This window comes from Marinicrinis sediminis, assembly GCF_042685085.1.
GTDB classification, from domain to species: Bacteria; Bacillota; Bacilli; order Paenibacillales; family KCTC-33676; genus Marinicrinis; species Marinicrinis sediminis.
This window is the reverse complement of the sequence record NZ_JBHUMM010000043.1, coordinates 277,839-304,009: the sequence shown is the minus strand read 5'-3', so window position 1 is coordinate 304,009 and position 26,171 is coordinate 277,839. Positions and strand designations below refer to the sequence as shown.

The following is a 26,171-nucleotide window of genomic DNA, read 5'->3' as shown; positions in this document are numbered from 1 at the left end:
TTTCCTGACTCCTCTCCGATGTAGTTGACGAATGACTAATCCAAGAAATGCTCAAATCCATAGACGAGATGAGATGCCGTCATCACTTTCTTGATGGCGACATTGACGCCCGGCATATAACCGGCACGGTCATATGAATCATGTCGAATTTTCAGGGTCTGCCCGTCACCGCCAAAGATGACTTCCTGCTGGGCGAAAACACCCGGCAATCTCACACTATGTATGCGGAATCCGTGATAGTAGGCACCGCGAGCCCCTTCCAGCGTTTCCTCTTCGTTAGGATTGCCCTGTCTGATCTCTTCGCGTGCTTCATGAATGAGCTCAGCCGTCTTGACCGAAGTTCCGGAAGGTGCATCCAGCTTCTGATCTCCATGATATTCGATGATTTCAACGTTCGGCAAATACTTTGCAGCCTGTGCGGCAAACTTCATCATCAAAATGGCGCCAATTGAGAAATTCGGGGCAATCAGTCCACCCAGATTTCGTTCCCGGCACAGCTTGTCCAGCTCCGCAATATCGTCCGGTGTAAAGCCGGTCGTTCCAATGACAGGCCGCACCTGATGTTCAATCGCCAGACGCGTATTACGCACGGCGAGCTGAGGGGTCGTAAAGTCAACCAGCACATCTGGCTTGCTCTCCACCAGTGCCAGTTCCAGATCGTCGGTAATGGGCACACCGCAATGTCCCATGCCTACCGCTTCCCCAGCGTCTTCTCCTTTCTCAAGGCTGACGGCCGCCACCAATTCAAGCTCGGCATCAGACAAGACCATCTTCACGACCTCTCTGCCCATTCTTCCTTTTGGTCCTGCTACGGCTACACGAATCTTTGCTGTTGTCATCTTACCCAATCCCTTTCTGCATTGATTGCTGTTTGTACGCGAATTACGTATGGTTCAATTTCATGCTATATGTTTCCTTCATTCATTTGATTCTTTCTCTAATTCTCGCTGAATGTGCTTGATCATTTCAAGTGCTTTTTTGCTGGACGGGTCCATCCTTACCGCTTCCTCATATTGCTGACGGGCCATCTCGTATTGCTGCATGGCTGCATACACGGCACCTTTCCACAGGTAGGCCTTTGAGCAGAGAGGATCAGCGTCAATGGCTTCATTCAGTAATCGAATCGCTTCAGTGGCATGTTCGGCCGATTGTGACAGCAGCTCTTCCGCATCGGCTACCAATGCCCGCGCCTTCACATGCTGGAGATGCTGATGGTACTCGGGGTGCGATGAATCCAGCTCTACAGCTTGCCGAGCATGCTGCAACGCCTGATTAATCCTGTCGCTTCGCGCATAGCTGATCGATAATTTGTAATGATAGCCCGGGTGATCAGGCTCAAGCAAGATCGCCTGCTCAAACCAGCCAATCGCCTGCTCAAAATCGTGATGCAAGATCGCCTCATATGCTTTTTTGATCATGTCTTCCCCGTTCATTGTACCATCTCCTTTCCAGCGTCATATCGCCCGACAAGGGCGCAATGGCTTACTCAGTGGATGGTACAGCATATGTCACTGTCCATTAATCGGTGTTCAATTTGGTCCATCTGTCCTGATCTCTCGTGTTGAATTTATGCATGATCTGCTCGAAGGAGTCCGTGAGATCGATATCCAGTGAATTGGCAAAGCAAATCAGGATAAATAAAATATCACCGAGCTCCATTTCAATGGAGTTGTCCGCCTCACTTGTCTTCTTCGGCTTTTCGCCGTGGAAATGATTCACCTCTCTGGCGAGCTCTCCTACTTCCTCCGTCATCCGCGCCATCATCGCAAGCGGCGAAAAATAGCCTTCTTTAAATTGAGAGATATAGGCATGCACTTCACCCTGCATATCGCTTAATGCTTTGGCTTTCAACTCTTCCTTCATATCGGTCAACGACATTCCTTTCTTCTGTCCTTCAATCCATTGTGACATTCTCAATCGTCGATCATTTATTATCATGTTATCTTAAAGACAGATTGAAAACAAATCCTTTTTGCATATAATAAACACTAGTATGCTGCCAGGAATGGATAAATGGCAGAGGACGAGCCAGGAGGAACCGATTATGTCGCAAAACCGATGGAAAACCACTTACCAACAACTTATCCCGATCTTGCTGGGAACAGCCATATATGCCTTCAGCCTGCATATTTTTCTGATTCCGAACGAACTGATGGAAGGGGGCGTAACCGGTATCGCCCTGCTGCTCAAATACGCACTGAACGTATCGCCTTCTTACACGACACTGCTGGTCAACATTCCGCTCTTCTATCTGGGCTGGCGTTATGTAGGCCGGACCGCCATGTTCTATACCGTCTTTGGCACGCTGTCGCTCTCATTTTTTCTATGGATTATGGAGTATTTGATTCACAGGGGATGGATATCCACCTTTCAATCTGAAGAAGACTACTTGCTGGCTGCTCTGTATGCCGGAGCCACCCTGGGACTTGGACTCGGGATTGTCTTTCGCTTTGGAGGCACGACAGGCGGCTCGGATATCATTGCACGGATCGGGAGCAAGAAATTCGGCTGGAGCATGGGACAAGTCATCTTGTTCATCGATGCCATCGTCATCGGTACATCCGCCTTTTACATTCCGATTCAGAAAATCTTCTACACCCTGATCGTCGTGTTCGTCGCAGCCAAAATGATTGATTTTATTCAGGAAGGCGCCTATGCAGCCAAAGCCTTTACGATCATTAGCGATCATCCCAAAGAGATCGCGGAGCGCATCAGCTCAGAGATGGATCGGGGCATGACCTACTTGTCCGCAAAAGGCGGCTTCTCCAGACAGCCGAAAGAAGTGGTGTACTGCGTAGTATCCAGACAGGAAGTCCGCAAGCTAAAGCAAATTGTCAAGGAAATCGACGCGAGAGCGTTCCTCATCATCAGTGATGTCCATGACGTGCTCGGAGAAGGATTTCGCGAGGAAGAATAATTCAGACCTGGTTGTCATACCGGTATCGCCCATAGGCATGGAAGGTTAACACGGCCAATATAAAAGAAGCAATTCCAAAGGCGGTCCACAATCGCGCTGTCTGGTTGTGCATGTCCATCGGCATCGCCGTGGTCAGCTCCGCATCTTCAAAAACGTCCAGCATAAATCGCTTGAATTCATCCAGCACCGCTACCGCCTCATGAGCCGGTTTTTCCTTCACTCCGTCACCGGATTGACCGGTTGCATGGGCCAAAAAGATGAGGAACGATTGCCCTTTCTCCGCTACCCACGCTTCCTTCGTAACCTGTAAAACCGGATGGAGCAGCTGATAACTTTCATTCAACCGGTAAAAGGAGGCTTTTTTGGCCTGTCCATCACCGGAGGACAATTGCCCTTCCAATTGCGCAATTTGATCCAGGATCGGTTTCTTCAGCTGCTTCCATCGCGGATCATTCGGATGAGCCAGACTGTCCAGCGCAAGATGAAGCCGAGTTGCATGATAGCCAACCTGATTCATGTCTGGTTTGAGAGCTGAAGCGCTTCGTCTGGCTTTCAGCACGAGATCAATTAATGTGTGTCTGCCCGTCAGCGTCATGAAGCGGTCGGGCTGATACTCAAGCCTTCTCTCGATCTGATTGAGCGATACGATCGCCTGTTCCAGCTTGCCAGTCTGAACAGCCTGCTCATATTGGCTGGCAAGCTGCTCCAGCTCCTTCACCCATTCCGTTGCATCCAGTGGTGGCTTCTCTTCGTTTATCTTCATTTCTTCTGAACAAGCGGCTAATAGCAAAGCAAAGGCGGCGATAAACAGCACGCACATCAGGATCAAATATCGCGGGTACATCTCCATTCCTCCCATAAAACAAGCTTCTACACTCATCTTATGGAGGATTGTCCATATTTAGACCAGACGCTTTTCCCTGAATCGAATCAACATCCAGGCACACCCGACAGACAGAAAGCTTAATGCTACTGTAAAGGCGGCTACCTCCGTCAAATGATCATATAGCGGTGCTGGCAGCCAGGGGAAGATTCCCTCTGCATAGTCCATGACATCATTAAGCAGAGTCCAGACGGCCACGACCAAGACGGCTGCGAGCGAATACCGCATATATCTGGCGTACAAAGCCGCCTCGAATGCCATACCGAGATGCGAAACAATCAACATGTACTCTTTCCAAACTATCGTATCCCCCTGCATGCCTCCCGCTATAATCATCGCCACGGCCCAAATGCCGTATTTGATGGAGGTCACCACTGCAAAAGCTTCAATGAAACTTGAAACCGGAGAGGAGGCAGTACGTTCAGTCTTGGTCTGCTTCATCCGATACAGCAGGAGGCCGATGGAAAGGGTGAAAAACAAGCTGGCTGTCGGACTGTCCGGCACAAAAATCACCAACCAGTCATGATGATGCTCCACCGTATCCAGCAGCTGATTACGGTACCACTCATATCCATAGATGGTACCGAGTGCATTGACCCAGAATACCGACCACAGGATGGTACGATTCAACAAAAAAGATCGACTGAAAAAGAACGTGATCATGGATAATTTCATCATCCGAATCCCTTCTATGTAGTGATAGACCTGCTTTTGTATGCAAGAAAACCTGACCTGTATCAGACAGGTCAGGTTTTTCATTTCATGAAGTCAGGCTTATTCCACTTCTGCTTTTTGGCTGGCCAGCCACTCTGCCAAACCATCGAGCTGTTCATCCGTGAGGCCTTTTTGGGCAATGTTGTCATCCCATTGTGCAGCCATATTGCCGTTCTCCGTACCTTCTTTCATGATCTTCACAATTTCTTCTTTGGTGTATTTATCTCCGATTCCACGAAGAGTCGGCGCAAAATTCGGCGTTCCTGTCAAATCATTCGCATGACACGTTACGCAAGTGGACTGTTTATAAATGCTGAATCCTTCTGCATCCTTATCCACAATCGCAACCGCCTCATCCTCTTGGCCGCCTGACTTCGGAACTTCCTTTCCCTCTGCCAACTTTTCCGCACGCTCAATATGCTCAGGGATGAGTCCCTTCGCTTCCATCTCATGTGTGTAATGATCCCAGGATACCCAGGTCAGGTACACACACGCCGCAAGAAATAACAGCATCAATGTGGATGGAATCGGACGTTTATAGAAACGTCGTTCCTTCACTGTATCTAGGAAAGGAACCAGCATCAAAGCGGTAAACGCAATCCCTGGAATCACGACCGTACCCAGTACGACGTAATCTCCAGCCAGATAATCATATTTCAAAAGCTGATACATGAATAGGAAGTACCAGTCCGGCATCGGTATAAAAGCCGTATTGGATGGATCAGCCGGATAACCTAATGGTGATGGATGTGCAATGACGAGGAAAAGAAATCCTACCAGCACAACCGCGCCAACCATCCATTCCTTTAACAGGAAGTTTGGAATAAAAGCTTCAGACTTTCCCGGATAAGCTGAATAATCACTAGGAATATTAGGGTGATTGCGTTTGATAATCCGTGAATCACCTACGTAGACTACCTTTTCCTTCGAATCATTTCCATGAGCCACAGTCAGTTCCTCCTTTCATATTATAGCGGTCCAGAAATCCCCTGTTTTCGAATCATAAAGAAGTGCGCTCCAAGAAGTGCGAGCAGAACACCCGGCAGGAAGAATACATGTAGAGCAAAGAAACGAGTAATCGTCTGCGCTCCTACAATATCCCCGCCCTGAAGGAACTGCTGAATATATCCGCCAATGAAAGGAACACTCGCTGCGATCTGAATCCCTACTTTAGTAGCAAAGTAAGCCTTGTTGTCCCACGGCAGCAAATAGCCTGTAAAACCGAGGCCAAGCATGACGCCGAAGATCATCATCCCTACTACCCAGTTCATTTCACGCGGTGCCTTGTAGGAACCGGTGAAGAATACCCTGAGGGTATGTAAGAACATCATAACGATAACGAGACTGGCTCCCCAGTGATGCATACCACGTACGATCACACCAAAAGCTACCTTGTGCTGAAGGTAGTCCACACTCGCGTACGCATTAATAATATCAGGAACATAGTACATCGTCAGAAACATGCCTGATAAAATTTGAATAATCGTGATGAAGAACGTTAGTCCACCGAAACAATAGACGAAGGCAGAAAAGTGATGTGCCGGGTTAACGTGTTCAGGCACTTCATGATCTGCAACATCTCTCCACATCGGCGTAATATCAAGACGTTCATCAATCCAGTTGTACATGCTTTTCAGCATCTAGATCACGCCTCCCTATACCCTTGTGTTCGGTTGAAGATCACTTACGTATACCCAACCGTTTTCCACTTTGATGCTGTATTCATCAAGTGGTGCTGATGCAACAGCCAACTGCTTTCCATCCTTCGTATAATGCGCGCCGTGACAAGGACAGAAATATTCATTTGGAAATTGCTCACTGCTGTTCCAGTTTACCGTACAGCCCAAATGCTTACAGATTGGAGATAATGCGAAAATCTTCCCATTCTCATCCTTTGCAATCCACGCTTCCAGATCGGAATCATTCTCGTACCAACCGTCTACGACGTGTACTTTGAATTTCACAGATTGCGGTTCCACTGTTACTTTGTCTGCTTCAATCGCCTTCACCCAATTGCCGCCCTCTTTTTTCTGTAATAGAGGATCAACGGCAAAGCGCAGGTTGTACAGGATGGGAACCCCCATCATGAAGGCGCCGGTTCCACCGAGGGTATAGGAAAGGAATTGCCTGCGTGACATTTCACGTCTGCTAGGCTTTTTCCCGGAATGATGCGCATCCTTTTTCTCTTCAGTCATGTCATGTGTACCCCCTTTTCCTCTCATTCGAATGTATTAGCTATACACATTTCTCACACTAGGACATAATCAATAATAGCCCACGACCCCATATGCGTCAAGAATTGAGAATCCGTTTTCATCCCCTCTGCGGGATGGAAAATAAAAATGTAATGAATTTGTCACACTTTGAGCGTGTTCCGTCATAGTGACTTCCGCCTGGCCGTCAGGCCTTCAGTTGGGTTCGGCGGGTGGAAACCACAGCGCCTGAATGGCTTTGGATACCGCTTCCTGCGTCCATCCATCATTCGCCTCAATCCACAGATCCGCATTCGATGGTTGCCACTGCTTATCCGTCTGTCTGGCTGTCACACAAATCACATATGTAAATCCTGCCTGCTTCAGGTTTCCGACCCACTCCTGAAGTATATCTTTCATCTGCTCTGCTTCACGGGTGCCATACTGAACGGCCGGATACGTGACGATTCTGCCTGTAAAGGGCCCCTCAATCCAATCCATTACATCTCTGAGCTGTTCGAGGGTGTCAACCACTTGTACCGGATTCTCGGTTCCTTCAAGTCCCGTGACCGGCAGCAAAACCGTATCGAGAAACGGCTTCAGCTGCTCCCACTGCTCCGCTTCAAACTCGCTGAACTTCATCTACCTTCCCTCCTGTTCTGTCTCTATTATGTATGATTGTAACGGTCAAGCTGCAAAAAAAGCAAATGACGAATCAGCCTGGAGCCGGTCGTCATTTGCTTGATCGGTAGAACAGTTTGAACTTACGCGGGTTTGTGACGATCATTCACAATTGGTGATTTTTCTTGCTGTCGGATTGTCATCATCTCTGATGTCAGTGAGTAGAACGTTTCTTGATCCCCATTCTCGAGCGCACGGTCGATGCCTTCATATATTTGTCGCAAACGATATTCCCGTATGGAATGGTCCAGAAACATTTCGGCATGGAGACTCAAGAGTGCATCATAAATGATACTCATTTTTTCCACCGGACATCCCTCCAATCCGTTAATCCCAACCTCTATTTTGATTCTTCTTCAGTCTGATTCATTGCGAAATTGTCTTGCTTTTTGCACATAGCTTTCGGTTGTTGTTTTCATTCGTGCCAAGTCCTCATCGTTCAACTCACGGACGACACGGGCAGGTGAGCCTACTGCCAACGTGTAAGGAGGAATCTGGCTGTTTTCCAATACGACCGTCCCCGCTCCTATTAAAGCATATTCACCAATATCTGCTCCGTTCAGGATGATGGCCCCCATGCCAATTAATGTGCCTTTACCTATGCGGCAGCCGTGAATGATCGCACCGTGTCCAACGGAGACGTCGTCAGCGACAAGCAGGGGCTGGTTGGTATTGACATGACCGACTACCCCATCCTGAATATTTACCCGATTTCCAATTCGAATCGGAGCCAGATCGGCCCGCATCACCGCATTGTACCAGAACGAGCACCCGCTCCCGGCTGAAAGGTCCCCGATCAGTTTGGCCCCTTGCGCGATGAAGACATCTTCCTCGATCTGTGGGGTCTTTCCCTGGAATGCAATCCGCATTTTGATCACCCTTTTTCATGAGATACTCTGAGTATACCATGCGGGCAGTCTGGTTTTGGACACCACCCTAGGGCATAGACGATGAAGGGTCCATCCTGATCTGCTCATCCTCCTTGATAGATACACCCTCTGCTATCTGCTGGGAAATCGCAGTTCTGCGAATGACCATGCCATACTCCGGATCTTCCCCGATCCGCAACATGCCCAGATGCATGAGCATCTGAATGATCCGCTGATCGATGATGCGCTCAGGCGTATCGTAATAGAATGGCTTCACATAAGGCAAGAGAATCTGCTTTAGCGAATGGACGCTCACCCACTGGGCAGAGAGTTGCAGAATCCAGTGAACGATCACTTCCAGATTTTTGATCGGATGTTTGTACAGCTTCAGATAGAATCGATAGAGCTGAGCTGCACCTGGCTGATGCCCTTCCAGCAGCCGCTGTTCTCCCTTTTCTGTGAGCACCAGTTCTTCTCCTTCTGACAGATCATGCTCATAGAAGCAGTAATCATACAGAAACGAGAATCGGTTCGGGTATTCTTTCATTCTTCTTCCATACCCGAATCGCCACTCCCCCTTGGCTACCAATGGTTCTTCCACACTCAATTCAGAGAGAGCCTGTTGAATGTGGCGTTTGTACATGAACCGTTCGGCGGTGAGCGGAATACGGGAGGTCTGAACCCATCTCAACAGTCGAAGCACGTCCTCTTGCAACAGTTCAATCTCTTCCCGATACACGAGAGGGGCATCCGCGTGAACCAGTCTGGACGCATAGTGGGATTTCAGGACATCAGACAGTCGGCTCTTGATGTCATCCGGGATGGAGAATAAGTATTTCGTTTGATGTGAGAAGCCATTGAACAAGAAGCCGAGCCTTTTCAGTCGAAGAATCTTGTCCCTCGGCTTGCGTTTGTCCTTCTCCTCGTCAAACAGGGATTGACTGGCTCTAGCTGTTAATTCCTCCATACTAAATGCTTTCTTTCGATCAAACATCAGCGCATTGATCAGACGCAGATCGGCCAGTTCCAGTCTGCTGACCATATTCTCGAAGTGCTCTCTTCTTCCGAATGCAGTCAGGATGTGCTGAATCAATTCATGCTTGGAGTTAGACTTGCAGTCGCATTGATAGCTGTCGGCAATCAGATTCAATTGCTGAATGTCGGAATAGACAAGCATATCTGCTAATCGCATGGTGATCCCCACCGCCATTCTCTTCCTATGTTAATCTCATTATGGGGATAACCTATTGATTTCATACCCGATGGGTGATAAATAAACACGAAAAAGCCTTCTCTCCAATAAGAAGAGAAGGCGTTGAAGATGAACGTCATCAAGATGATGGTTCTGATGCGCTGTAATTAACTGCGAATGCGGGAAAGCCAGTTTAACAAGAAAATAACCGAGATAAAGCCAAACAGAGAAAAAATCATAAAGTAGTTTGGATTTTGCTCCATCCCGTCCATGGAAAGCAGGTACGGCTCGCCCACGCTTGCCACGACGATCCCTTCCATGGAGAAGGCTGCTTTCTCTACTGCGCCCTGGGAATATTCATTGCTGGCTACCGGAACAAAGCCGAGCATTTCTTGCGGGTTGAAGGACTGTACTTCTTCCTGCATCGCCAGATGTACAAAGCTGAACAGGAATACCGCCAGGAAGAAAGACAATAGCACCGCAAACGAAAACCGTTGTCTGAAAGACAAAGCCAGCCCTTTTCGTTCGATCGGCAGGCGCCAGCCATCCGTTTGATAGATCCGTTGCATCACCTGGGAAGTCACCGCGGAAGGCTCGCTTGACTGCCTATCAAACTCGTGCTGGGCATCATGCATCCATTCACGGCTTGCTTTCCACAGCTCATATTCCTGCTGGCAGCTCGCGCACTGCTTGACGTGATGATCGATTTTCAACCGTCTGATATCATGATCTGGAAGATCCCAGTAATCGACTAGCGCATGACGTACATCTTCACATTTCATCTTCGTTTCATCCCCTCGACTTCATGCAGCTGATTATCTGTGAAATAGGGCTCCAGTTGATTTTTCACACTTGCTCTCGCCCGAAAAAGCAATGACTTCACAGAACTGACGGTCTGTCCCAGTATATTGGCGATTTCCTGATAATCCAGCTGTTCATATTCTCTCAATATCAATGCAGACCGCTGCTTCTCCGGCAAATTATTGATGGCCATCCGAACAAGATCGACCTTCTCGCCGCGCAGAATCGCATGTTCAGGTACCGTATCCAGGGAGGCTTCCGGCACATAGCCGCTTTCCTCCAGCGGGATTTTCGTCTGTTTTTGCTTGCGCAGCTCGCTCAGCACCGTATTTCTCGCAATCGTATACAGCCAGGTCGAGAAGGAAGCCTCGATTTCCCGAAACGTATCCAGACTGCGAAAAGCTTTGTAGAACGTTTCCTGTGTGAGATCCTCTGCAAGGATTTCGAGCTTGGCGCTTTTCAGCATATGGAAAATAAAAGCCAGGATTTTGCGTTCATATCGCTGAATAAGCTCAGCATACAAACTCGTATTTCCGTCTTTTATTTCTCGGATGATTTGGGAATCCGTCATAACAAGCGCCCCTCCTTGCTTGTGAATCGACTTCTTCCCGTCGCAACTGCAGTTATACATGTATACCTATGTATACCTACATGGAAGGAAAAAGTTTCGACCGTACTTCTATATTTATATATGTACATTTTATTCGTATTTGCATCTCGCTTTTATACGTCTTGCGTTTATACGTCACGCGTTTCGCATCTACAGTATTCGTAACCGGACAGCCCTTACTGTCCACCATCTTCCAGATGGAAAGAGAGCAGGTATGCATCCGTCATTTTATGACAATATGTAAATAGCCCTTTACGCAACAATCGCCATTTCCTTTAATTCTTTGTCGAAGATTGAAATTCCTGCACGTTACTAAAATTTCCATAGGGCCTTGTTATTTTCATTTTTCATGTAACCCCTTACAAAAAAAAAAAAGACCACCCTGCTTCGCAAGGTGGTGACGCACACGTTTTTTGGTGCGATCCATTTTCGGATAGGAGTGGAGAGAAACCATACTGTACTTTTATTATATGTATCCGTTTTCATTTTGTCAACAATCTTTTTCAATTCTTTTACCATTCTTTTAAAAATGGATGTGGTATTGCTTTTCCTTGAGTCGTTCCACCGCCAGATCCTGATCCTCCTGATTGCGGAAAGACAGGCGCAACACACCGGGTACTTCCTCACGAGACTCCAGAATCTGAATGTTGCTCAGACTGATTTGCTCTGAACCGAGCAAAGAGGTAATCTCCCCAATGATCCCCGGATGATCAGGGATATCTACATATACGTCATACAACGAGGTAATCATGCCTTTTCTTCTTTCCGGCAGTCCGTCACGAAATGCCGAAGCCTTCTCGAACTGTTTGGCTATGCCCTCTCCGTCTTCCACTTCCAGCATCCGAACAAACTCTGCCACTTCTCTGTTCCAGTCCTTCAGCATGTTCAGCAGTACGGATTTGTTGTTGATGAGAATATCACGCCAGATGATCGGATCACTGGAGGCGATGCGGGTAATGTCACGGAATCCCCCCGCTGCAAGGCGTCCGAACAAGTCGTTGTTGGCGTGGTAGTCGGCAACCTGATTGACAAGGGCAACGGCAATAATATGGGGCAAATGGCTGATTGCTCCCACAATCTCGTCATGCAGGACCGGGTCTACTCGCACGATATTCGCCTTCGTATGGGCAAGCAATTCAACGAGCTTCTCGTAGGCCGGTTCCGGTGTATCTGTATCGGGTGTCAAAACATAGAAAGCATTCTCAAACAGGTGAGACGTTGCCGCTTCCACACCAGAGCGCTCTGATCCGGCCATGGGATGCCCGCCGATAAAATAGACGTCCTCCCAGGATAAACTGGATGCATAAGCCGCTACGCTACGCTTCGTGCTGCCTACATCCGTAATGATGCATCCTTTCTTGAGAGGCAACGCTTGCAGTTCTTGCAGATACGCATCCAGCTTCCCGACCGGTACGCACAAAAATACAAAGTCTGCATGCTGGACGGCATCAGCCAGAGAAGTCGTCGCCTCGTCCACTACGCCACGATCCAGATATTTCTGTACGGAATTTGGATTCGGAGAATGTCCGACGACATGAATATGAGGTTGTCCTTTCAAAGAAAGAGCGAGGGAGCCTCCAATGAGTCCCACGCCACAAATGGTTACGGTTGTTTTCATTTATCATCCACTCTTTTGTCTAAGATAGTATCAGCTGGCTTACGTAGCCATCTCTGCTTCCGGGATTACAGCGAGTATTTCTTCCAGCGCCTGCACAAATCCTTCGTTCTGTTCCTGACTGCCGATCGTAACCCGGATGGAAGCCGGGAAGCCCAGGCTTGCACCGCTTCGCACGATGTAGCCTTTTTGGAGCAGTGCCTGGAACACGTCCTGTGCAGGTCGGTTCACATGAATCATCATAAAATTGCCATAGGCAGGGAATGAGTCCAGTCCAAGTCGCTTCACTTCTTGGGTCAGATAGGCGATGCCCTGACGATTATGCTGTTTGCACGTTTCGATAAAAGCCTGATCCTGTATGGCTGCCTTGGCTGCTGCCTGCGCCATACGCGTCGTATTGAATGGCTCCCGAACCTGGTTGATCGTATGCACGACCTCGGGATGACCGATGCCGTATCCGATCCGTAGGGAAGCCAGTCCATAGATCTTGGAGAACGTCCGCAACAGCAGCAAATTCACATGCTCTTTCAGCAGTTGAATCCCGTCCGGATACTCCTCTCCATCATTATATTCACAGTAAGCTTCATCCAGTACAACCAGGATATCCTTAGGCACTTTTGCCATAAATGCGGTCATTTCCCGATGGGTGACGATCGTGCCGGTTGGATTATTCGGATTGCAAACCCAAATGATTTTCGTTTTGCTCGTTATCTTCTCCAGCATGGCATCCAGATCATGCTTGCCGTTAAGCAAAGGCACTTCTACACAGACCGCATTTTCGATTTCGGCGTTATGTTTGTACTGCGGGAACGTCCGATCTGCCATGATCGTCTCGTCTCCACTGACAAGAAAAGCACGGGCGAGCATCAGAATCACTTCATCGGAACCCGCACCAAAAATAAGCTGATTTTCATCAACGCCCAAGTGCGCAGCCAGTGTTTCCCTCAGTTGCACACTGCCTCCGTCGGGATACAGACTGGCCTGCTCAATTTCGTCCAGCATCGCTTTTTTGGCAAGTGGCGAGCAACCAAATGGATTTTCATTGGACGCCAGTTTGGTTACCGTGGACAGTCCCAGTTCCTTTTTCACTTCTTCTATCGGTTTGCCAGGCTGATACACCGGCAAGTGCATAATATTAGATTTCGGTTTCATTAACGCTTCACCTCGGTAAAATGTGCATTTGTATGATCTATGTAAAATTCGTGAATGACAACGTTTTTACGTTTCTCAATTGTAATATGTTTACTCATTAATTACAACCGCGCATTCCTGCTCCACCATCGTGCATCTTCACAATCCGGCTGGATGGTTTCATTGAAATAGCGGGCAAAATATAAGGCTAACCACAATTTCCGGCAAATCTGATCATACGAAAGAACCGCCTCTGAGTGACCTGTCGAAGACAGCTTTCAGTGGCGGTTTCTTCATCATCTAACTCCCATGTCAGATTATTTCGCAGATTCCCCTTTCAAGGAAGCCACAAATTGCTCAATCTGATTCAATCCCTGCTGCCTGGTCTCGTCATTCAGCAGCAGAGGTACATTCTCTTCAATCGTTCGCACGATAGCACTGCCGACAATCACACCGTCGCTGCGCTCTGCCATCTGTTCATATTGCTCCCGGGACGAAATGCCGAATCCGACCGCAACAGGCACCTTGGCTGCCTGTTTGACCGTATCCATAAAGGTATCAATCTCATTATGAAAGGCGCTTCGCTCTCCGGTTACACCGAGGGAAGACACACAGTAGACGAATCCCTTCGCTTTGGAAGCAATTTTGGTGATCCGCTCTTTTGAAGTGGGCGCAACGAGCGGGATGAGATGGATATCATACGTTTCTGCGAGCTCGCTGACCTCCTGATTTTCCTCATAAGGCAAGTCTGGAATGATCATCCCGCTAATATCATGCTCCTGCAGCGCCTGAAAGAAATTCTCCAGACCAAACTGCAATACCGGATTATAGTAAGTAAACAGAATAAAGGGCAGCTGAATGCCGCGCTCTCTGGCACGACTGGCAGATTGTATAATATCCCGGATGGAGATGCCATTGGACAGGGCGCGCTGGGAGGCTCTCTGAATCACAGGCCCATCTGCAAGCGGGTCCGAATACGGAACACCCAACTCTACGATATCGGCACCTGCTCTCTCCAGTGCGGCCAAAATATCGATAGAGGTGTCCAGGTTTGGATCGCCCATCGTGACAAAAGGAATATACGCCGTACGCCCTTCTGACTTCAGTTTCTCAAACGTTTGATCGATTCGATTCATCCCAAATCCTCCCCGAGATAGGCCATGATGGACTCCACGTCCTTGTCACCACGACCGGACAGATTCACAACCATAATATGATTCTCATCCAGCTGGGGAGCGAGTTTCATACAGTGCGCAATGGCATGAGAACTTTCAAGAGCGGGAATAATCCCCTCTGTTTTGCTAAGCAATTGCAGCGCCTCCAGCGCTTCATCATTGGTGGCTGGGACATATTTCGCTCTGCCCGCATCATTCAAATACGCATGCTCCGGGCCGATACCGGGATAATCCAGCCCCGCCGAAATGGAATGTGCTTCGGTCACCTGCCCGAATTCGTCCTGCAGCAAGTAGCTGAGCGAGCCTTGGAAGACACCTGGACTTCCCATCGTCAGGGTCGCTGCATGCTCTTTGGTTTCGACGCCTTTCCCTGCCGCTTCTACCCCGATTAGCGCCACTTCCTGATCAGCCACAAACGGATAGAAGATCCCCATGGCATTGCTGCCTCCGCCCACACAAGCGATAATCGTATCCGGCAGACGGCCTTCCAGTTCCAGGATTTGCTTTCTGGTCTCATCCCCGATAATGCGTTGCAGATCCCGCACCATCATCGGATATGGGTGAGGGCCGGTCGCAGAGCCGAGAATATAATACGTGTCTTCTACGTGGCTGACCCAGTATCGAAGTGTTTCGTTGCAGGCATCCTTCAAGGTCTTCGTACCGGAGGTAACCGGGATCACTTCTGCGCCAAGCAACTGCATCCGAAACACGTTCAACTTTTGGCGCTTCGTATCCTCTTCCCCCATAAATACCTTGCATTCCAGTCCAAGCAGTGCAGCGACGGTAGCGGTGGCCACTCCATGCTGCCCTGCCCCAGTCTCGGCGATAACTTTTGTCTTGCCCATGCGCTTGGCAAGCAGCGCCTGTCCGATCGCATTGTTGATCTTGTGCGCACCCGTGTGATTCAAATCTTCCCGTTTCAGATAAATCTTCGCACCACCCAGATGCTTGGTCAGCCGCTCCGCATAGTAGAGAGAGGTCGGCCTGCCGGAATATTGCTTCAGCAGATCCTGATATTCCTTCTGAAAGGAAGGGTCCGCATGATGCGTGCGATAAGCGTCTTCCAACTCCTGCAGTGCATTCATCAAGGTTTCTGGTACATATTTGCCGCCAAACTTTCCAAATCGTCCATGTTCGTCAGGAACTTGTTGCAATGCTTCTCACCCTTTCCATAAATGCTGTCATTTTCATGTTATCCTTTACGCCGTTGCTCTCTACACCACTGGAAATGTCCACCCCATGGGGCGCGTAGGTATCCAGCAATTCGACGACATTCTCTGCATCCAGTCCGCCTGCTACATACAAGGGGACCCCGATCTGTTCGGCTGCTTCCTTCCACTCCGGGATGATTTCCCAATTGAATGACTTCCCGCTGCCTCCACCGTACACGGGATCATGGGTATCAAGCAGTACCGCATCGATCAGACCTGCATAGGGCTTCAGGACGGTTATCGGGCGAAGCTCCGTCTGCTCCTCTGCTGAATCTTCACTTCGTTTCAGAGAGAACACCTTCCAAACCTTCGCCTTGAAAGCCGTTTTGCATGATTGGCAGAACGATGGTGATTCCTGTCCGTGCAATTGAATCACATCCAGCTGTATCTCACGCATCACCTGTTTCAGTTCATCCATGGCCGGATTCACAAATACACCCACCAGCTCCGGTTTCGTGTGCTCTCCTTGGCTTGCATCCTGTTCAACAAGCTGATCGAGCTCCAGCGATGCGCGACGCACAAATTCGGCCTCAACCTGCCGTTTACTAGGAGCAAAAATGAAACCCATCTGCGTGATGCCAAGCTTCGCCGCCTGCTTCACATGTTCCAGTTCCTTAAATCCGCATATTTTAACTGCCGTTGCTGGCGTTCTGTCCTTCCTCACGCCTGTGCACCGTTCATGCCGGTCCAGTCACCCAACAAATCGGTCACGGCTGTCTCAACATCCCCCTGCCGCATGAAATGTTCACCAATTAAGAGGCCAGATGCACCGTTTTCCTGCAAATACGCAATATCTTCCCGAGCCGAGATGCCGCTCTCGCTAATGATACAGCGGTCCGCCGGGATGAGCTTAGACAGTTCGGACGTCGTCTGCAGATCGGTGACAAAGGTTTGCAAATTGCGGTTATTGATGCCAATCAGCTTCGTATCCAGTTCCAGGACGGTTTCCAGTTCGGCCTGGTTGTGTACCTCTACCAATACGTCCATCTTCATCGCTTCCGCCAGATCTTTCAATTCCTTCATCTCCTGCTTGCTCAGGATAGCCGCAATAAGGAGAATCGCGTCAGCCCCGATCGCCCGGGCTTCGTAAACCTGAACAGGATCAATGATAAAGTCCTTGCGCAAAAGTGGAAGCTGCACCGCTTCTCTGATTTCAGTCAGATAAGCATTCGCTCCCTGAAAAAAAGATACATCGGTCAGAACAGAAATGCAATCTGCGCCCGCTTTTTCATAAGCTTGGGCAAGCTGAACCGGATGAAAATCTTCCCGGATCAGTCCTTTGGACGGAGAAGCCTTCTTCACTTCAGCGATCAGACCCATCTGGCGATGGCGTGTTTCTGTCAGTGCGTGAATAAATCCTCTGGGCGCACTAACTGCTTCGCTTTGCGCCTCCAGTTGTGCGATGGTGTGCGTGGCTTTCAGATGTTCGACTTCTTGCAGTTTGTGTTGAACGATTCGATCAAGAAACATGGCCTAACTCCTTCGTACACGTAATAAGCTGCTCCAGCTTTTCCATCGCCTTCCCATCATCAATGGTTCGGGCTGCTTTCTTCACGCCTTCCTGCAACGTACCTGCATGACCTGATATATAGAAGCACGCTCCTGCATTGGCAAGCACCACATCGCGAGCTGCTCCTTCACTGCCCTGAAAGATGGCTCGAATGATCTCGGCATTGGCGGCGGCATCTCCGCCCGCAATATCCTTCAGGTCATGAGCCTTTAACCCGAGCGCATCCGGGTCAATATGATAGGTAGATATCGTCCCTTCGTCAAGCTCCGTCATTTGCGTTTGTCCGGAAATACTGATCTCATCCAGTCCGTCATGACTGGATACGACCAGCGCACGTTTCAGCCCCAGCTCACGCAGGACAAAAGCGGTTATTTCTGTTTTGCTGCGGTCATACACGCCCATTAACTGGCGATCTGCCCCAGCCGGATTGGTAAGAGGGCCAAGCAAATTGAAAACCGTTCGAAAACCGAGCTCTCTTCTTGGTCCCGCTGCGTGTCGCATGGACTGATGATAATTTTGGGCAAACATAAAGCAGATCCCTACCTGTTCCAGACACTGCTGGGCTTGCGCCTCGTTGATCTGAATATTGACGCCCAGTGCTTCCAGCACATCGGCACTTCCGCTTTTGCTGGACATGGCCCGATTGCCGTGCTTGGCGACACGCACGCCACCGGAGGCAGCTACAATCGCTGCAGCTGTGGAAATATTGAAAGTATCCGCTCCGTCTCCACCTGTCCCGCATGTATCGAGCAGCCCTTCCTGACTCGTTTGTACTCGTTTTGACTTTTCCCGCATGACTTCGGCAAATCCCGTAATCTCATCGATCGTCTCGCCCTTCATGCGCAGCAGTGTAAGCAAGCTGCCGATCTGAGCGGGTGTAGCCTCGCCCTCCATCAAGGCAGACATGACCTGTTGCGCTTCAGATCGGGTAAGGTTACGACCTTCCATTAACTGAGTCAATGATGCTTGAATCCCTTTCACTTTCCTTCATCCCCCTCTATTTTTTAATGGTAGTCCTGATTGACAGTGACAGCCTCACCAGGTGTTTCTGGCGCGGTTTGAAACCATTGCTCCGCCAGTCGAATGGAGGTGAGCAGTGCCTTCGCTTTGTTCACCGTCTCCTGATACTCGTTTTCCGGTACAGAATCCCATACGATGCCAGCACCCGCCTGGACATACGCCTTGCCATGTTTGAAAATGATCGTGCGAATGGTAATGCACGTATCCAGATTGCCATTGAATCCCAGATATCCGATTGCGCCTGCATAGGCGCCTCTAGCGTGTTCTTCCAGTTCTGCAATGATTTCCATCGCCCGAATCTTGGGCGCTCCGGAAACGGTTCCTGCAGGGAGACAGGAAATGAACGCATCGAAGAAATCTTTGTCTTCCCTCAGTTCTCCCGAAACATTAGACACAATGTGCATCACGTGGGAATAGCGCTCTACTTCCATGTACGTATCGCAGGATACCGTGCCATATTTGGAAACCCGGCCAATATCATTGCGTCCGAGATCCACCAGCATGAGATGCTCGGAAAGCTCCTTCTCGTCAGCGAGCAACTCTATTTCCAGCGCCGTGTCTTCTTCCGGCGTTTGTCCGCGAGGGCGCGTTCCGGCGATTGGGCGAGTCTGTACCTGGTGGTCTTCCACACGAACGAGCAGCTCCGGTGAAGATCCGACCAGCACCTCATCACCCATTTTCAAATAATACATATAGGGGGACGGATTGACCGTTCTCAGCACCCGGTATACTTGTAGCGGAGAAGCCGTTGTATCCATTTCAAACCGCTGGGAGAGCACAACCTGAAAGATATCTCCGGCCCGAATGTATTCCTTTGCCTGAATGACATTGTTCAGATATTGATCCTTCGACATATTGGAAGCCAGTTCACCCAGGTCTACTTCTTGCTGTGCATTCCGATTCATGGAGTCCACCCGTACCGGCTGCTGCAATTGATGGAGCGCCTGATCAATCTCTTCAAGCGTTTCATCGTAAGCCTTGCGCACCTGTTCCATGCTTGCTCCTTCGGGAACATGTACATTTGCGATCACCTTGATCTGCTGTTTGAGATGGTCAAAGACAACCACCTGATCACAAAACATAAACTGAATGTCATTCATCAGCAGATCGTCCTCGCGATGCTTTGGAAGCTGCTCATAATACTGCACGAGATCATAGCCGAAAAACCCGACCGCACCACCTGTAAACCTTGGCAAATCCGGCAAATCCGGACTGCGGTAGCGTGCAAGCATCTCCTTCAGTGCCGCAAGCGGCTTCTCCTTCAGCCGATGGGTCTTGTCGCCTTCAATGACTTCAAGCACCCCGTTTTTGCCCTGCACGCGCAGAAACGGCTTTGTACCAATGAACGAATACCTCGCCCAGTTGATTCCCCCTTCTACACTTTCCAGCAAAAAGCAATATTCCTCTTCATGCATATGATGAAACAAACGGATGGGCGTTTCTGTATCTGCCAAAATACTCTTGCTGACCGGGATCAGATTATGATGCTCTGACAAGGCCAACACGTCTTCAAATGCCAGGGATACCATACTTGTTTCTCTCCTTTCCATTCACAACCATTCACAAATGGGCGTACAGTTCATGCTTCTCTCATGCGACGCTCACATTAGAATCGATCACGGGTGAGCGTAGCGGTGTCATTTCTGTGCCAAAAAAAGCCCCTGCCGCAAATGGCAGAGGCTCGTTGAAGATATGAAAAATTGAACGTCAACAAAAGGGCATCCCTCATGTTCACAAGACTCATCGCTCATTTCTCATCTCTGCTCCGCTAATCTCTGCTCATCTCAAACGTTCTTATCCATCGTCTGCTCCCAGACCATGCGATAAAGTTCACTTCATTGAGGCTACTATACCGTATTTCCACCCCACCGTCAACATCCCTTTACCCAGAGCGGAGCAAAACCCCCTGACCGACATTTGCGTTTTTCGCAAGAGAAGGGAAGGGGCTTTTGCGCAGCTCCCTCACCAACCCTGAGCGAAGCAAAACCCCCTGACCGACATTTGCGTTTTCCGCAAGAGAAGGGAAGGGGGTTTTGCGGAGCTTCCCCCACCAACCCCTGAGCGGAGCAAAACCCCCTGACCGACATTTGCGTTTTTCGCAAGAGAAGGGAAGGGGGTTTTGCGGAGCTCCCCACAACCCCTGAGCGGAGCAAAACACCCTGACCGACATTTGCGTTTTCCGCAAAAGAAAGCGGGTTTTACGCAGTTCCCTACAACCCCAGAGCGGAGCAAAAAATCCCTGACCGAAATTTGCGTTTTCCGCAAGAGAAGCGAAGGGGCTTTTGCACAGCTCCCCCTACAACCCCAGAGCGGAGCAAAACACCTTGACCGACATTTGCGTTTTCCGCAAGAGAAGCGAAGGGGCTTTTTCGCAGCTCCCCCCACCAACCCTGAGCGAAGCAAAACACCCTGACCGACATTTGCGCTTTTCGCAAGAGAAGGGAAGGGGGTTTTGCGGAGCTCCCCACCAACCCTGAGCGAAGCAAAACACCCTGACCGACATTTGCGTTTTCCGCAAGAGAAGGGAAGGGGCTTTTGCACAGCTCCCCACCAACCCTGAGCGGAGCAAAACACCCTGACCGACATTTGCGTTTTTCGCAAGAGAAGGGAAGCGGCTTTTACGCAGCTCCCCACCAACCCTGAGCGGAGCAAAACCCCCTGACCGACATTTGCGCTTTTCGCAAGAGAAGGGAAGGGGGTTTTGCGGAGCTCCTATGAGCCAGCCAAATCCGGACGAAGCGCTCTCGCTCCATTCAAATATATATGTTGAACTTCATGCTGTTTTTTCTCCGTATTGACCTGCACCATCAGGCGAATGCAGTTTTTCAGACTGTTTTGTACCGGAATCTCCAAGGCACACATCAGCGGAACCATTTCCCATCCTGACATTTGTCTGATCGCTCTGGCTGGGAAAGTAGCCGTCAGCTCTTCCGTCACCGTAATCCATACACAGCTGATGTCTTCGGGTTCAAATTTGTTGGCATCTACAATCGCATGCAGCAATTCAATCGTCGCAGACAGGATCTGCTGCTCCTCGTTTTGTTCAACCGTCGTTGCTCCTCGTATCCCTCTCACATACATTCGGTTACACCTCTCCCTTCAAGTCATCCACGATGCTGCGTACTAAGGTCGGAGATATACCCGTCTGAATCTCAACCTTGCCAATCTCAACGGGAACGACAAAGTTCATTTGACCCGATTTGAATTTCTTGTCACGCATCATCGCTGCCATAATCGCATCCGTATCCAGATGCTTCGGAATCCGAACCGGAAGTCCGTAACGCTCAAGGATCGACTGCGTTCGTTCCACGATTGTTGCCGGATATCCGAGCTCTTCTGCAAGCCTTGCTGATCCCACCATGCCGATGGAAATCGCTTCTCCGTGCAGCAATTCGCCGTAGCCTGCCACAGCTTCAAGCGCATGACCGATCGTATGTCCAAGATTCAGAATGGCACGCAGTCCGGCTTCCTTCTCATCCTGCGAAACAACGCTTGCCTTCACTTCACACCCTCTGTAGAGGGCATAAGACAACGATTCTGCATCCAACTTCAGCAAGGCGTCTGCATGTTCATCGCACCAGTTTAGAAATGCTTCATCCCAGATGAGTCCATGCTTGATCACTTCGGCCAGCCCCGAGCGAATTTCACGGTCAGACAGCGTCAACAGCGTTGCCGTATCATAGAGCACCAGCTCAGGCTGATGAAAGGCGCCGATCATGTTTTTCGCCAATGGATGGTTGACCGCGACTTTCCCCCCTACACTGCTGTCATGGGCAAGAATCGTGGTCGGCACTTGCACAAATCGAACGCCGCGCATATACGTAGCAGCCACAAATCCGGCCAGATCACCCACTACACCACCACCTAGCGCGATGACTACAGACTTACGATCCAGTCCAAGCTGAATGGCCTCGGTCATGATGTTTTCATACCACTTTAGAGATTTTGAGCTTTCTCCACCCGGGACGACAAAGCTGTTCACGGTATACCCTTGTTCCTTCAAGGCCGCTTCCAGACCGGACAGATAGTGGGGGGCAATATTTTCATCGGTAATGATGAACAGATCGCCATCCGTTCCCATGCCTCTATCTGACAAAGCCTGAGGGAGACGATTCAGCAAACCGTCCCCAATGATAATCGGATATGAACGCTCTCCCAGTTCGATCCACAATTCTCTCATACTAATACTGCTCCACTTGAGCAAGGTAGCTTTCATAATTGCGGCGTGTTTCCTCCATGGAATCTCCGCCAAATTTCTCCAGGAATGCACAAGCAACCTCCCAGGCTACTACATGCTCTAACACGACGCTGGCAGCTGGAACCGCACAAGCATCAGAACGTTCAACCTGAGCCGTAAATGGTTCCTTCGTATCGATATCTACACTTCGCAGTGGTTTGTACAGAGTCGGGATTGGCTTCATCACACCGCGTACGACAATCGGCTCTCCCGTTGTCATCCCGCCTTCAAATCCTCCTGCATTATTCGAAGCACGATGATAGCCCTTTTCTTCGGTATGCAGAATTTCGTCATGTACTTTGGAGCCTCTCAGCTTGGAAGCCTCAAATCCGATGCCAATCTCACAGCCTTTGAATGCGTTAATGGAAACGACAGCCTGTGCAATCCGGCCATCCAGCTTGCGATCCCATTGTACGTGACTGCCAAGTCCAACCGGCGCACCTTCCACGATACATTCCACGATGCCACCGATGGAATCGCCCTCCTGCTTCATTTCGTCAATATGAGCGATCATCTTCGCTTCGGCATCTTTGTCTACGACCCGTACCGGAGAGGCTTCTGTCGTCTCGATCAATTCATCAATCGGCAACTCCACCCGCTTCGCTTCGACTTCTCCGATGCGCAATACCTGACCGGCCACCTTGATGCCGAACGCTGACAGCAGCTGTTTCGCCACGGCACCGACAGCCACTCTCGCAGCCGTTTCCCGAGCACTGGAACGCTCCAGAATATTACGAAGATCCGTCTGATTGTACTTGATTCCACCGTTCAGATCCGCATGGCCCGGACGAGGTCTGTGCACACGGCGACGCTCTTCATCCGTTCCTTCAATCGGCTCGATGTTCATAATCTTCGTCCAGTGGGTCCAGTCCTTGTTCTCCACAATCAGCGCAATTGGCGCACCCGTTGTCTTTCCGTGACGCACACCACCCACGATGTTGGCTGTATCCTGTTCTATCTGCATGCGCCGTCCTCTTCCATACCCCTTTTGTCTGCGACGCATCTGATGATTCAATTCTTCAAAGTTAATGGACACATTGCTTGGCATTCCTTCAATAATTGCAGTAAGCTGTGGTCCATGGGTTTCCCCGGCTGTTAAATATCTCAATGCCTTTCCCTCCATCCGTTTCCTCTGCCTCTGGGCAATCTAGCGCTGAACCTTAAGATTTTTACGCTTTAACGCTTTGGTGCGTTCTCATTCGATATGTGCTAATTATAGTATAGCTTTTCGCTTTTATCAAGAACCTGTAGCGAAGCCGATAGATTCGACCTGTTGTCCCTCACGCAAAAAAAGAGCTGCGTGATCAGCACCCGCAGCTCTTGCCTGCTCTCTATCCACCTCAGCTGTTCACAGATTGCTGACGCAGCTTTCTGTTCTCCCGTTGCCATTCCGCATCCAGGGAGCGTTCTTGGCTGACTGTGGATTCACCATCTGCCTGTTTCGCCGTCTTGTTCAGCATGGTCTGCCCATCCTCCATCATGCCATACAAATGAACCGGCTGCATGCCCAGTATTTGCGCGCATTCCTGAATGGTGATCAGACCCCGTTTATAAGCTTGTATCACCTGTCTTTTATCCATTGTCATGACCTCCACTTTTGCACCTATTCACAGTATTGCAAACAATGGTAGTCCATATACACATTACTTTTTGCGATAAAAGAAGGTTTCTACTGAATCCAGGTTATATTGTGCAGGAGAGAAGATTTGCTCGGTGCTGCCCACGAACAGGATGCCCCCGGGTTTGAGTGCTTTTGAAAAATTCATATACATCTTGTGCTTCGCTTCTTCTGTAAAGTAAATCATCACATTCCGACAAATAATCAGATCATACTGACTGCCGTATGCATCATGCAGCAGGTCCATCTTTTCAAACTTGATATGTTTCTTCAATTGATCGTCGACTTTGAAAAGCGGTATCTGTTCTTTAAAATATGTACGTTTGAATTCAGGCGGTACATCTCGTAAGGAACGCTCCGGATATAACCCCTGCATCGCCTTGTTCAAGACCATCTGATCCAGATCGGAAGCGATAATTTGCGAGGATTGAAGTCCTTTCAGCTCAGCGAGAATCATGGCCAGTGTATAAGGCTCTTCTCCAGTCGAACAAGCGGCACTCCAGCATTTCAGGCGAGGATTTTCCTTCAGCATAGCTGGCAAGAATACATCCTTCAATACCATCCAGCGGTTCGGATTGCGCCAAAATTCCGAAACATTGATCGTCATCCGGTCCAAAAATTCATTCAACAGCTCTGTATCCTGCTTGATGGCCTGAAAATAAGCCCCGAAGGTGTCATATCCTCTTTTTATACGCAATGTTGTCAATCTGCGCTTCATCTGCGCTTCCTTATACTGAGAAAGATCGATGGAAGTCAGTTTCTTCATTTGCTGTATAAACGTGAAAAAATCCTGATCCCTGACATCTTCACTTTGATGTTGACCTGCAAAACTTTGATTCCCCATAGCGTTCACTCCAGTCTGCTCGTCTTTCTTGGTCTCTAGCACTCTCTATTATTCGCCCGCTATATCGCATATTCCTGCTGAAATCGACAAGAGGAGACAACATTTCAGCAAACCGGCATGTTCAGCCACAACCCATACAGGAAAATGGAACAAGCATGTCGGATAAAGCGCGAGAAGCGTGTGCATCGTCTCATGAGCAGACTTCGTGAATGAAGAAAAATGAGTGATGAAAGTGAAGGGAGTGACAAACAAGCAGCGGACAAAAAAAGAGAAAAAAGAGAAGAAGTGAAGGGTTGTAAAGAGAAGGAAAGAAAAATGAAAGCATGAAAAATGAAAGCAGGATAAGTGAAAGCAGGATAAATAAAAGGCTGATGAGTAAGAGATCGAGAAAGAAAGAAGAAGTGGGAACCTATCATGAGAAAAGGAAAGCTTGCACAACGTACGTGCAAGCATCTCGCTTCCCATATCATCATTAACGCTACATCCAGGCGTGGATCAGCTTCTTGTAATTCGCCAGCTCCGCTTCACTAAAGAAATTGGAGATTTCTCTTTCGGCACTCTCGGCAGAGTCGGAACCATGAATCACATTTCGATTGGTATGCAGGGCGAAATCACCACGAATGGTACCAGGCATCGCCTCATGCACCTTTGTTTTCCCGATTACCGTTCGGGAAAGCTGGATGATGTCATCACCTTCCCATACCATGGCCAATACGGGGCCAGAGGTAATAAAGTCAACCAGTTCCTGAAAGAAAGGCTTCTCCTTGTGCTCGGCATAATGAAAGGCTGCCTGCTCCTCTGTCGCTTGCGCGAATTTACAGCCGATCATTTTGAATCCTTTCCGCTCAAAGCGAGCGATAACCTCTCCCATCAGTCCTCGTTGCACACCATCTGGCTTCACCATCAGAAATGTTCTCTCCACGGAAAAACGCCTCCTTGTATATCTATTGT

The 26,171-nt window shown here is 49.2% G+C and carries 29 protein-coding genes; 1 reads left to right on the top strand and 28 read right to left on the bottom strand.

The annotated features are described in order from the left end of the window. Window positions 1-35 precede the first annotated feature (35 nt). The 3 genes from dapB to ACFSUC_RS15240 all read right to left on the bottom strand — a co-directional run bounded on the left by dapB (window position 36) and on the right by ACFSUC_RS15240 (window position 1,863). Window positions 36-839: a 4-hydroxy-tetrahydrodipicolinate reductase gene (gene dapB / locus ACFSUC_RS15250; RefSeq protein ID WP_379930486.1), complete on the bottom strand. Its 804-nt coding sequence runs from the start codon at window positions 837-839 to the stop codon at window positions 36-38. A 78-nt stretch (window positions 840-917) separates the two neighbouring features. Then, complete coding sequence (locus tag ACFSUC_RS15245; RefSeq protein WP_379930485.1) at window positions 918-1,433, bottom strand: tetratricopeptide repeat protein; 516 nt, start codon at window positions 1,431-1,433, stop codon at window positions 918-920. Window positions 1,434-1,518: 85 nt separating this feature from the next. Continuing rightward, window positions 1,519-1,863 (bottom strand): nucleotide pyrophosphohydrolase, encoded by a 345-nt coding sequence (locus ACFSUC_RS15240; RefSeq protein WP_379930977.1) that lies wholly within the window; start codon window positions 1,861-1,863, stop codon window positions 1,519-1,521. Window positions 1,864-2,044: 181 nt separating this feature from the next. Here ACFSUC_RS15240 and ACFSUC_RS15235 point away from each other — a divergent pair, with 181 nt between their 5' ends. Beyond that, complete coding sequence (locus tag ACFSUC_RS15235; RefSeq protein WP_379930484.1) at window positions 2,045-2,917, top strand: YitT family protein; 873 nt, start codon at window positions 2,045-2,047, stop codon at window positions 2,915-2,917. A 1-nt stretch (window position 2,918) separates the two neighbouring features. Here the strand turns inward: ACFSUC_RS15235 and ACFSUC_RS15230 are convergent, their stop codons facing one another. From ACFSUC_RS15230 to ndk, 25 genes are all read right to left on the bottom strand, one after another. Further along, the gene (locus tag ACFSUC_RS15230) at window positions 2,919-3,761 is read right to left on the bottom strand and encodes a sporulation protein YpjB (protein ID WP_379930482.1); all 843 of its coding nucleotides are present in this window, start codon (window positions 3,759-3,761) and stop codon (window positions 2,919-2,921) included. A gap of 57 nt (window positions 3,762-3,818) precedes the next feature. After that, window positions 3,819-4,478 (bottom strand): DUF1405 domain-containing protein, encoded by a 660-nt coding sequence (locus ACFSUC_RS15225; protein WP_379930481.1) that lies wholly within the window; start codon window positions 4,476-4,478, stop codon window positions 3,819-3,821. A gap of 96 nt (window positions 4,479-4,574) precedes the next feature. Continuing rightward, entirely contained in the window at window positions 4,575-5,462 is an 888-nt protein-coding gene (locus ACFSUC_RS15220; RefSeq protein WP_379930480.1) for a c-type cytochrome, read from the bottom strand. Between the two features lie 20 nt (window positions 5,463-5,482). Further along, window positions 5,483-6,154 (bottom strand): menaquinol-cytochrome c reductase cytochrome b subunit, encoded by a 672-nt coding sequence (gene qcrB, locus ACFSUC_RS15215; RefSeq protein WP_379930479.1) that lies wholly within the window; start codon window positions 6,152-6,154, stop codon window positions 5,483-5,485. Window positions 6,155-6,169: 15 nt separating this feature from the next. Further along, entirely contained in the window at window positions 6,170-6,709 is a 540-nt protein-coding gene (locus ACFSUC_RS15210; protein WP_379930478.1) for a ubiquinol-cytochrome c reductase iron-sulfur subunit, read from the bottom strand. Window positions 6,710-6,922: 213 nt separating this feature from the next. Next, window positions 6,923-7,348 (bottom strand): DUF2487 family protein, encoded by a 426-nt coding sequence (locus tag ACFSUC_RS15205; RefSeq protein ID WP_379930477.1) that lies wholly within the window; start codon window positions 7,346-7,348, stop codon window positions 6,923-6,925. A 122-nt stretch (window positions 7,349-7,470) separates the two neighbouring features. Further along, complete coding sequence (locus tag ACFSUC_RS15200; protein ID WP_379930976.1) at window positions 7,471-7,686, bottom strand: IDEAL domain-containing protein; 216 nt, start codon at window positions 7,684-7,686, stop codon at window positions 7,471-7,473. 57 nt (window positions 7,687-7,743) lie between these two features. After that, the gene (locus ACFSUC_RS15195; protein WP_379930476.1) at window positions 7,744-8,256 is read right to left on the bottom strand and encodes a gamma carbonic anhydrase family protein; all 513 of its coding nucleotides are present in this window, start codon (window positions 8,254-8,256) and stop codon (window positions 7,744-7,746) included. Between the two features lie 67 nt (window positions 8,257-8,323). Further along, window positions 8,324-9,448, bottom strand: a complete 1,125-nt coding sequence (locus ACFSUC_RS15190; RefSeq protein WP_379930475.1) for a hypothetical protein — start codon at window positions 9,446-9,448, stop codon at window positions 8,324-8,326. A 167-nt stretch (window positions 9,449-9,615) separates the two neighbouring features. Next, on the bottom strand, window positions 9,616-10,230 hold the full coding sequence (locus ACFSUC_RS15185; protein ID WP_379930473.1) for an anti-sigma factor family protein: 615 nt from the start codon (window positions 10,228-10,230) through the stop codon (window positions 9,616-9,618). Beyond that, window positions 10,227-10,820, bottom strand: a complete 594-nt coding sequence (locus ACFSUC_RS15180) for an RNA polymerase sigma factor (protein WP_379930472.1) — start codon at window positions 10,818-10,820, stop codon at window positions 10,227-10,229. Before ACFSUC_RS15180 ends, ACFSUC_RS15185 begins: the two co-directional genes overlap by 4 nt. A gap of 562 nt (window positions 10,821-11,382) precedes the next feature. Continuing rightward, window positions 11,383-12,477 (bottom strand): prephenate dehydrogenase, encoded by a 1,095-nt coding sequence (locus ACFSUC_RS15175; protein ID WP_379930471.1) that lies wholly within the window; start codon window positions 12,475-12,477, stop codon window positions 11,383-11,385. Window positions 12,478-12,516: 39 nt separating this feature from the next. After that, window positions 12,517-13,626, bottom strand: coding sequence for a histidinol-phosphate transaminase (gene hisC, locus ACFSUC_RS15170; protein ID WP_379930470.1), 1,110 nt, complete (start codon window positions 13,624-13,626; stop codon window positions 12,517-12,519). Between the two features lie 296 nt (window positions 13,627-13,922). After that, window positions 13,923-14,741, bottom strand: coding sequence for a tryptophan synthase subunit alpha (trpA, locus tag ACFSUC_RS15165; RefSeq protein ID WP_379930469.1), 819 nt, complete (start codon window positions 14,739-14,741; stop codon window positions 13,923-13,925). Then, the gene (gene trpB / locus ACFSUC_RS15160) at window positions 14,738-15,934 is read right to left on the bottom strand and encodes a tryptophan synthase subunit beta (RefSeq protein ID WP_379930468.1); all 1,197 of its coding nucleotides are present in this window, start codon (window positions 15,932-15,934) and stop codon (window positions 14,738-14,740) included. Before trpB ends, trpA begins: the two co-directional genes overlap by 4 nt. After that, on the bottom strand, window positions 15,918-16,655 hold the full coding sequence (locus ACFSUC_RS15155; RefSeq protein ID WP_379930467.1) for a phosphoribosylanthranilate isomerase: 738 nt from the start codon (window positions 16,653-16,655) through the stop codon (window positions 15,918-15,920). The genes trpB and ACFSUC_RS15155 overlap by 17 nt, the downstream gene beginning before the upstream one ends. Next, entirely contained in the window at window positions 16,652-17,461 is an 810-nt protein-coding gene (gene trpC / locus ACFSUC_RS15150; protein WP_379930466.1) for an indole-3-glycerol phosphate synthase TrpC, read from the bottom strand. The genes ACFSUC_RS15155 and trpC overlap by 4 nt, the downstream gene beginning before the upstream one ends. Then, entirely contained in the window at window positions 17,451-18,449 is a 999-nt protein-coding gene (gene trpD, locus ACFSUC_RS15145; protein ID WP_379930975.1) for an anthranilate phosphoribosyltransferase, read from the bottom strand. The genes trpC and trpD overlap by 11 nt, the downstream gene beginning before the upstream one ends. A 56-nt stretch (window positions 18,450-18,505) precedes the next feature. Continuing rightward, window positions 18,506-20,050 (bottom strand): anthranilate synthase component I, encoded by a 1,545-nt coding sequence (trpE, locus tag ACFSUC_RS15140; protein WP_379930465.1) that lies wholly within the window; start codon window positions 20,048-20,050, stop codon window positions 18,506-18,508. A 1,183-nt stretch (window positions 20,051-21,233) separates the two neighbouring features. Then, on the bottom strand, window positions 21,234-21,602 hold the full coding sequence (aroH, locus tag ACFSUC_RS15135; RefSeq protein ID WP_379930464.1) for a chorismate mutase: 369 nt from the start codon (window positions 21,600-21,602) through the stop codon (window positions 21,234-21,236). Between the two features lie 4 nt (window positions 21,603-21,606). After that, complete coding sequence (aroB, locus tag ACFSUC_RS15130) at window positions 21,607-22,701, bottom strand: 3-dehydroquinate synthase (protein ID WP_379930463.1); 1,095 nt, start codon at window positions 22,699-22,701, stop codon at window positions 21,607-21,609. 1 nt (window position 22,702) lies between these two features. Further along, window positions 22,703-23,881, bottom strand: a complete 1,179-nt coding sequence (gene aroC, locus ACFSUC_RS15125) for a chorismate synthase (RefSeq protein ID WP_379930462.1) — start codon at window positions 23,879-23,881, stop codon at window positions 22,703-22,705. Window positions 23,882-24,098: 217 nt separating this feature from the next. After that, on the bottom strand, window positions 24,099-24,338 hold the full coding sequence (locus ACFSUC_RS15120; protein ID WP_379930461.1) for a hypothetical protein: 240 nt from the start codon (window positions 24,336-24,338) through the stop codon (window positions 24,099-24,101). 63 nt (window positions 24,339-24,401) lie between these two features. Further along, window positions 24,402-25,220, bottom strand: coding sequence for a CheR family methyltransferase (locus ACFSUC_RS15115; RefSeq protein ID WP_379930460.1), 819 nt, complete (start codon window positions 25,218-25,220; stop codon window positions 24,402-24,404). A gap of 478 nt (window positions 25,221-25,698) precedes the next feature. Further along, window positions 25,699-26,142 carry a nucleoside-diphosphate kinase gene (gene ndk, locus ACFSUC_RS15110; RefSeq protein ID WP_379930459.1) on the bottom strand — a complete coding sequence of 148 codons (444 nt, stop codon included), beginning with the start codon at window positions 26,140-26,142 and terminating at the stop codon, window positions 25,699-25,701. Window positions 26,143-26,171 lie beyond the last annotated feature (29 nt).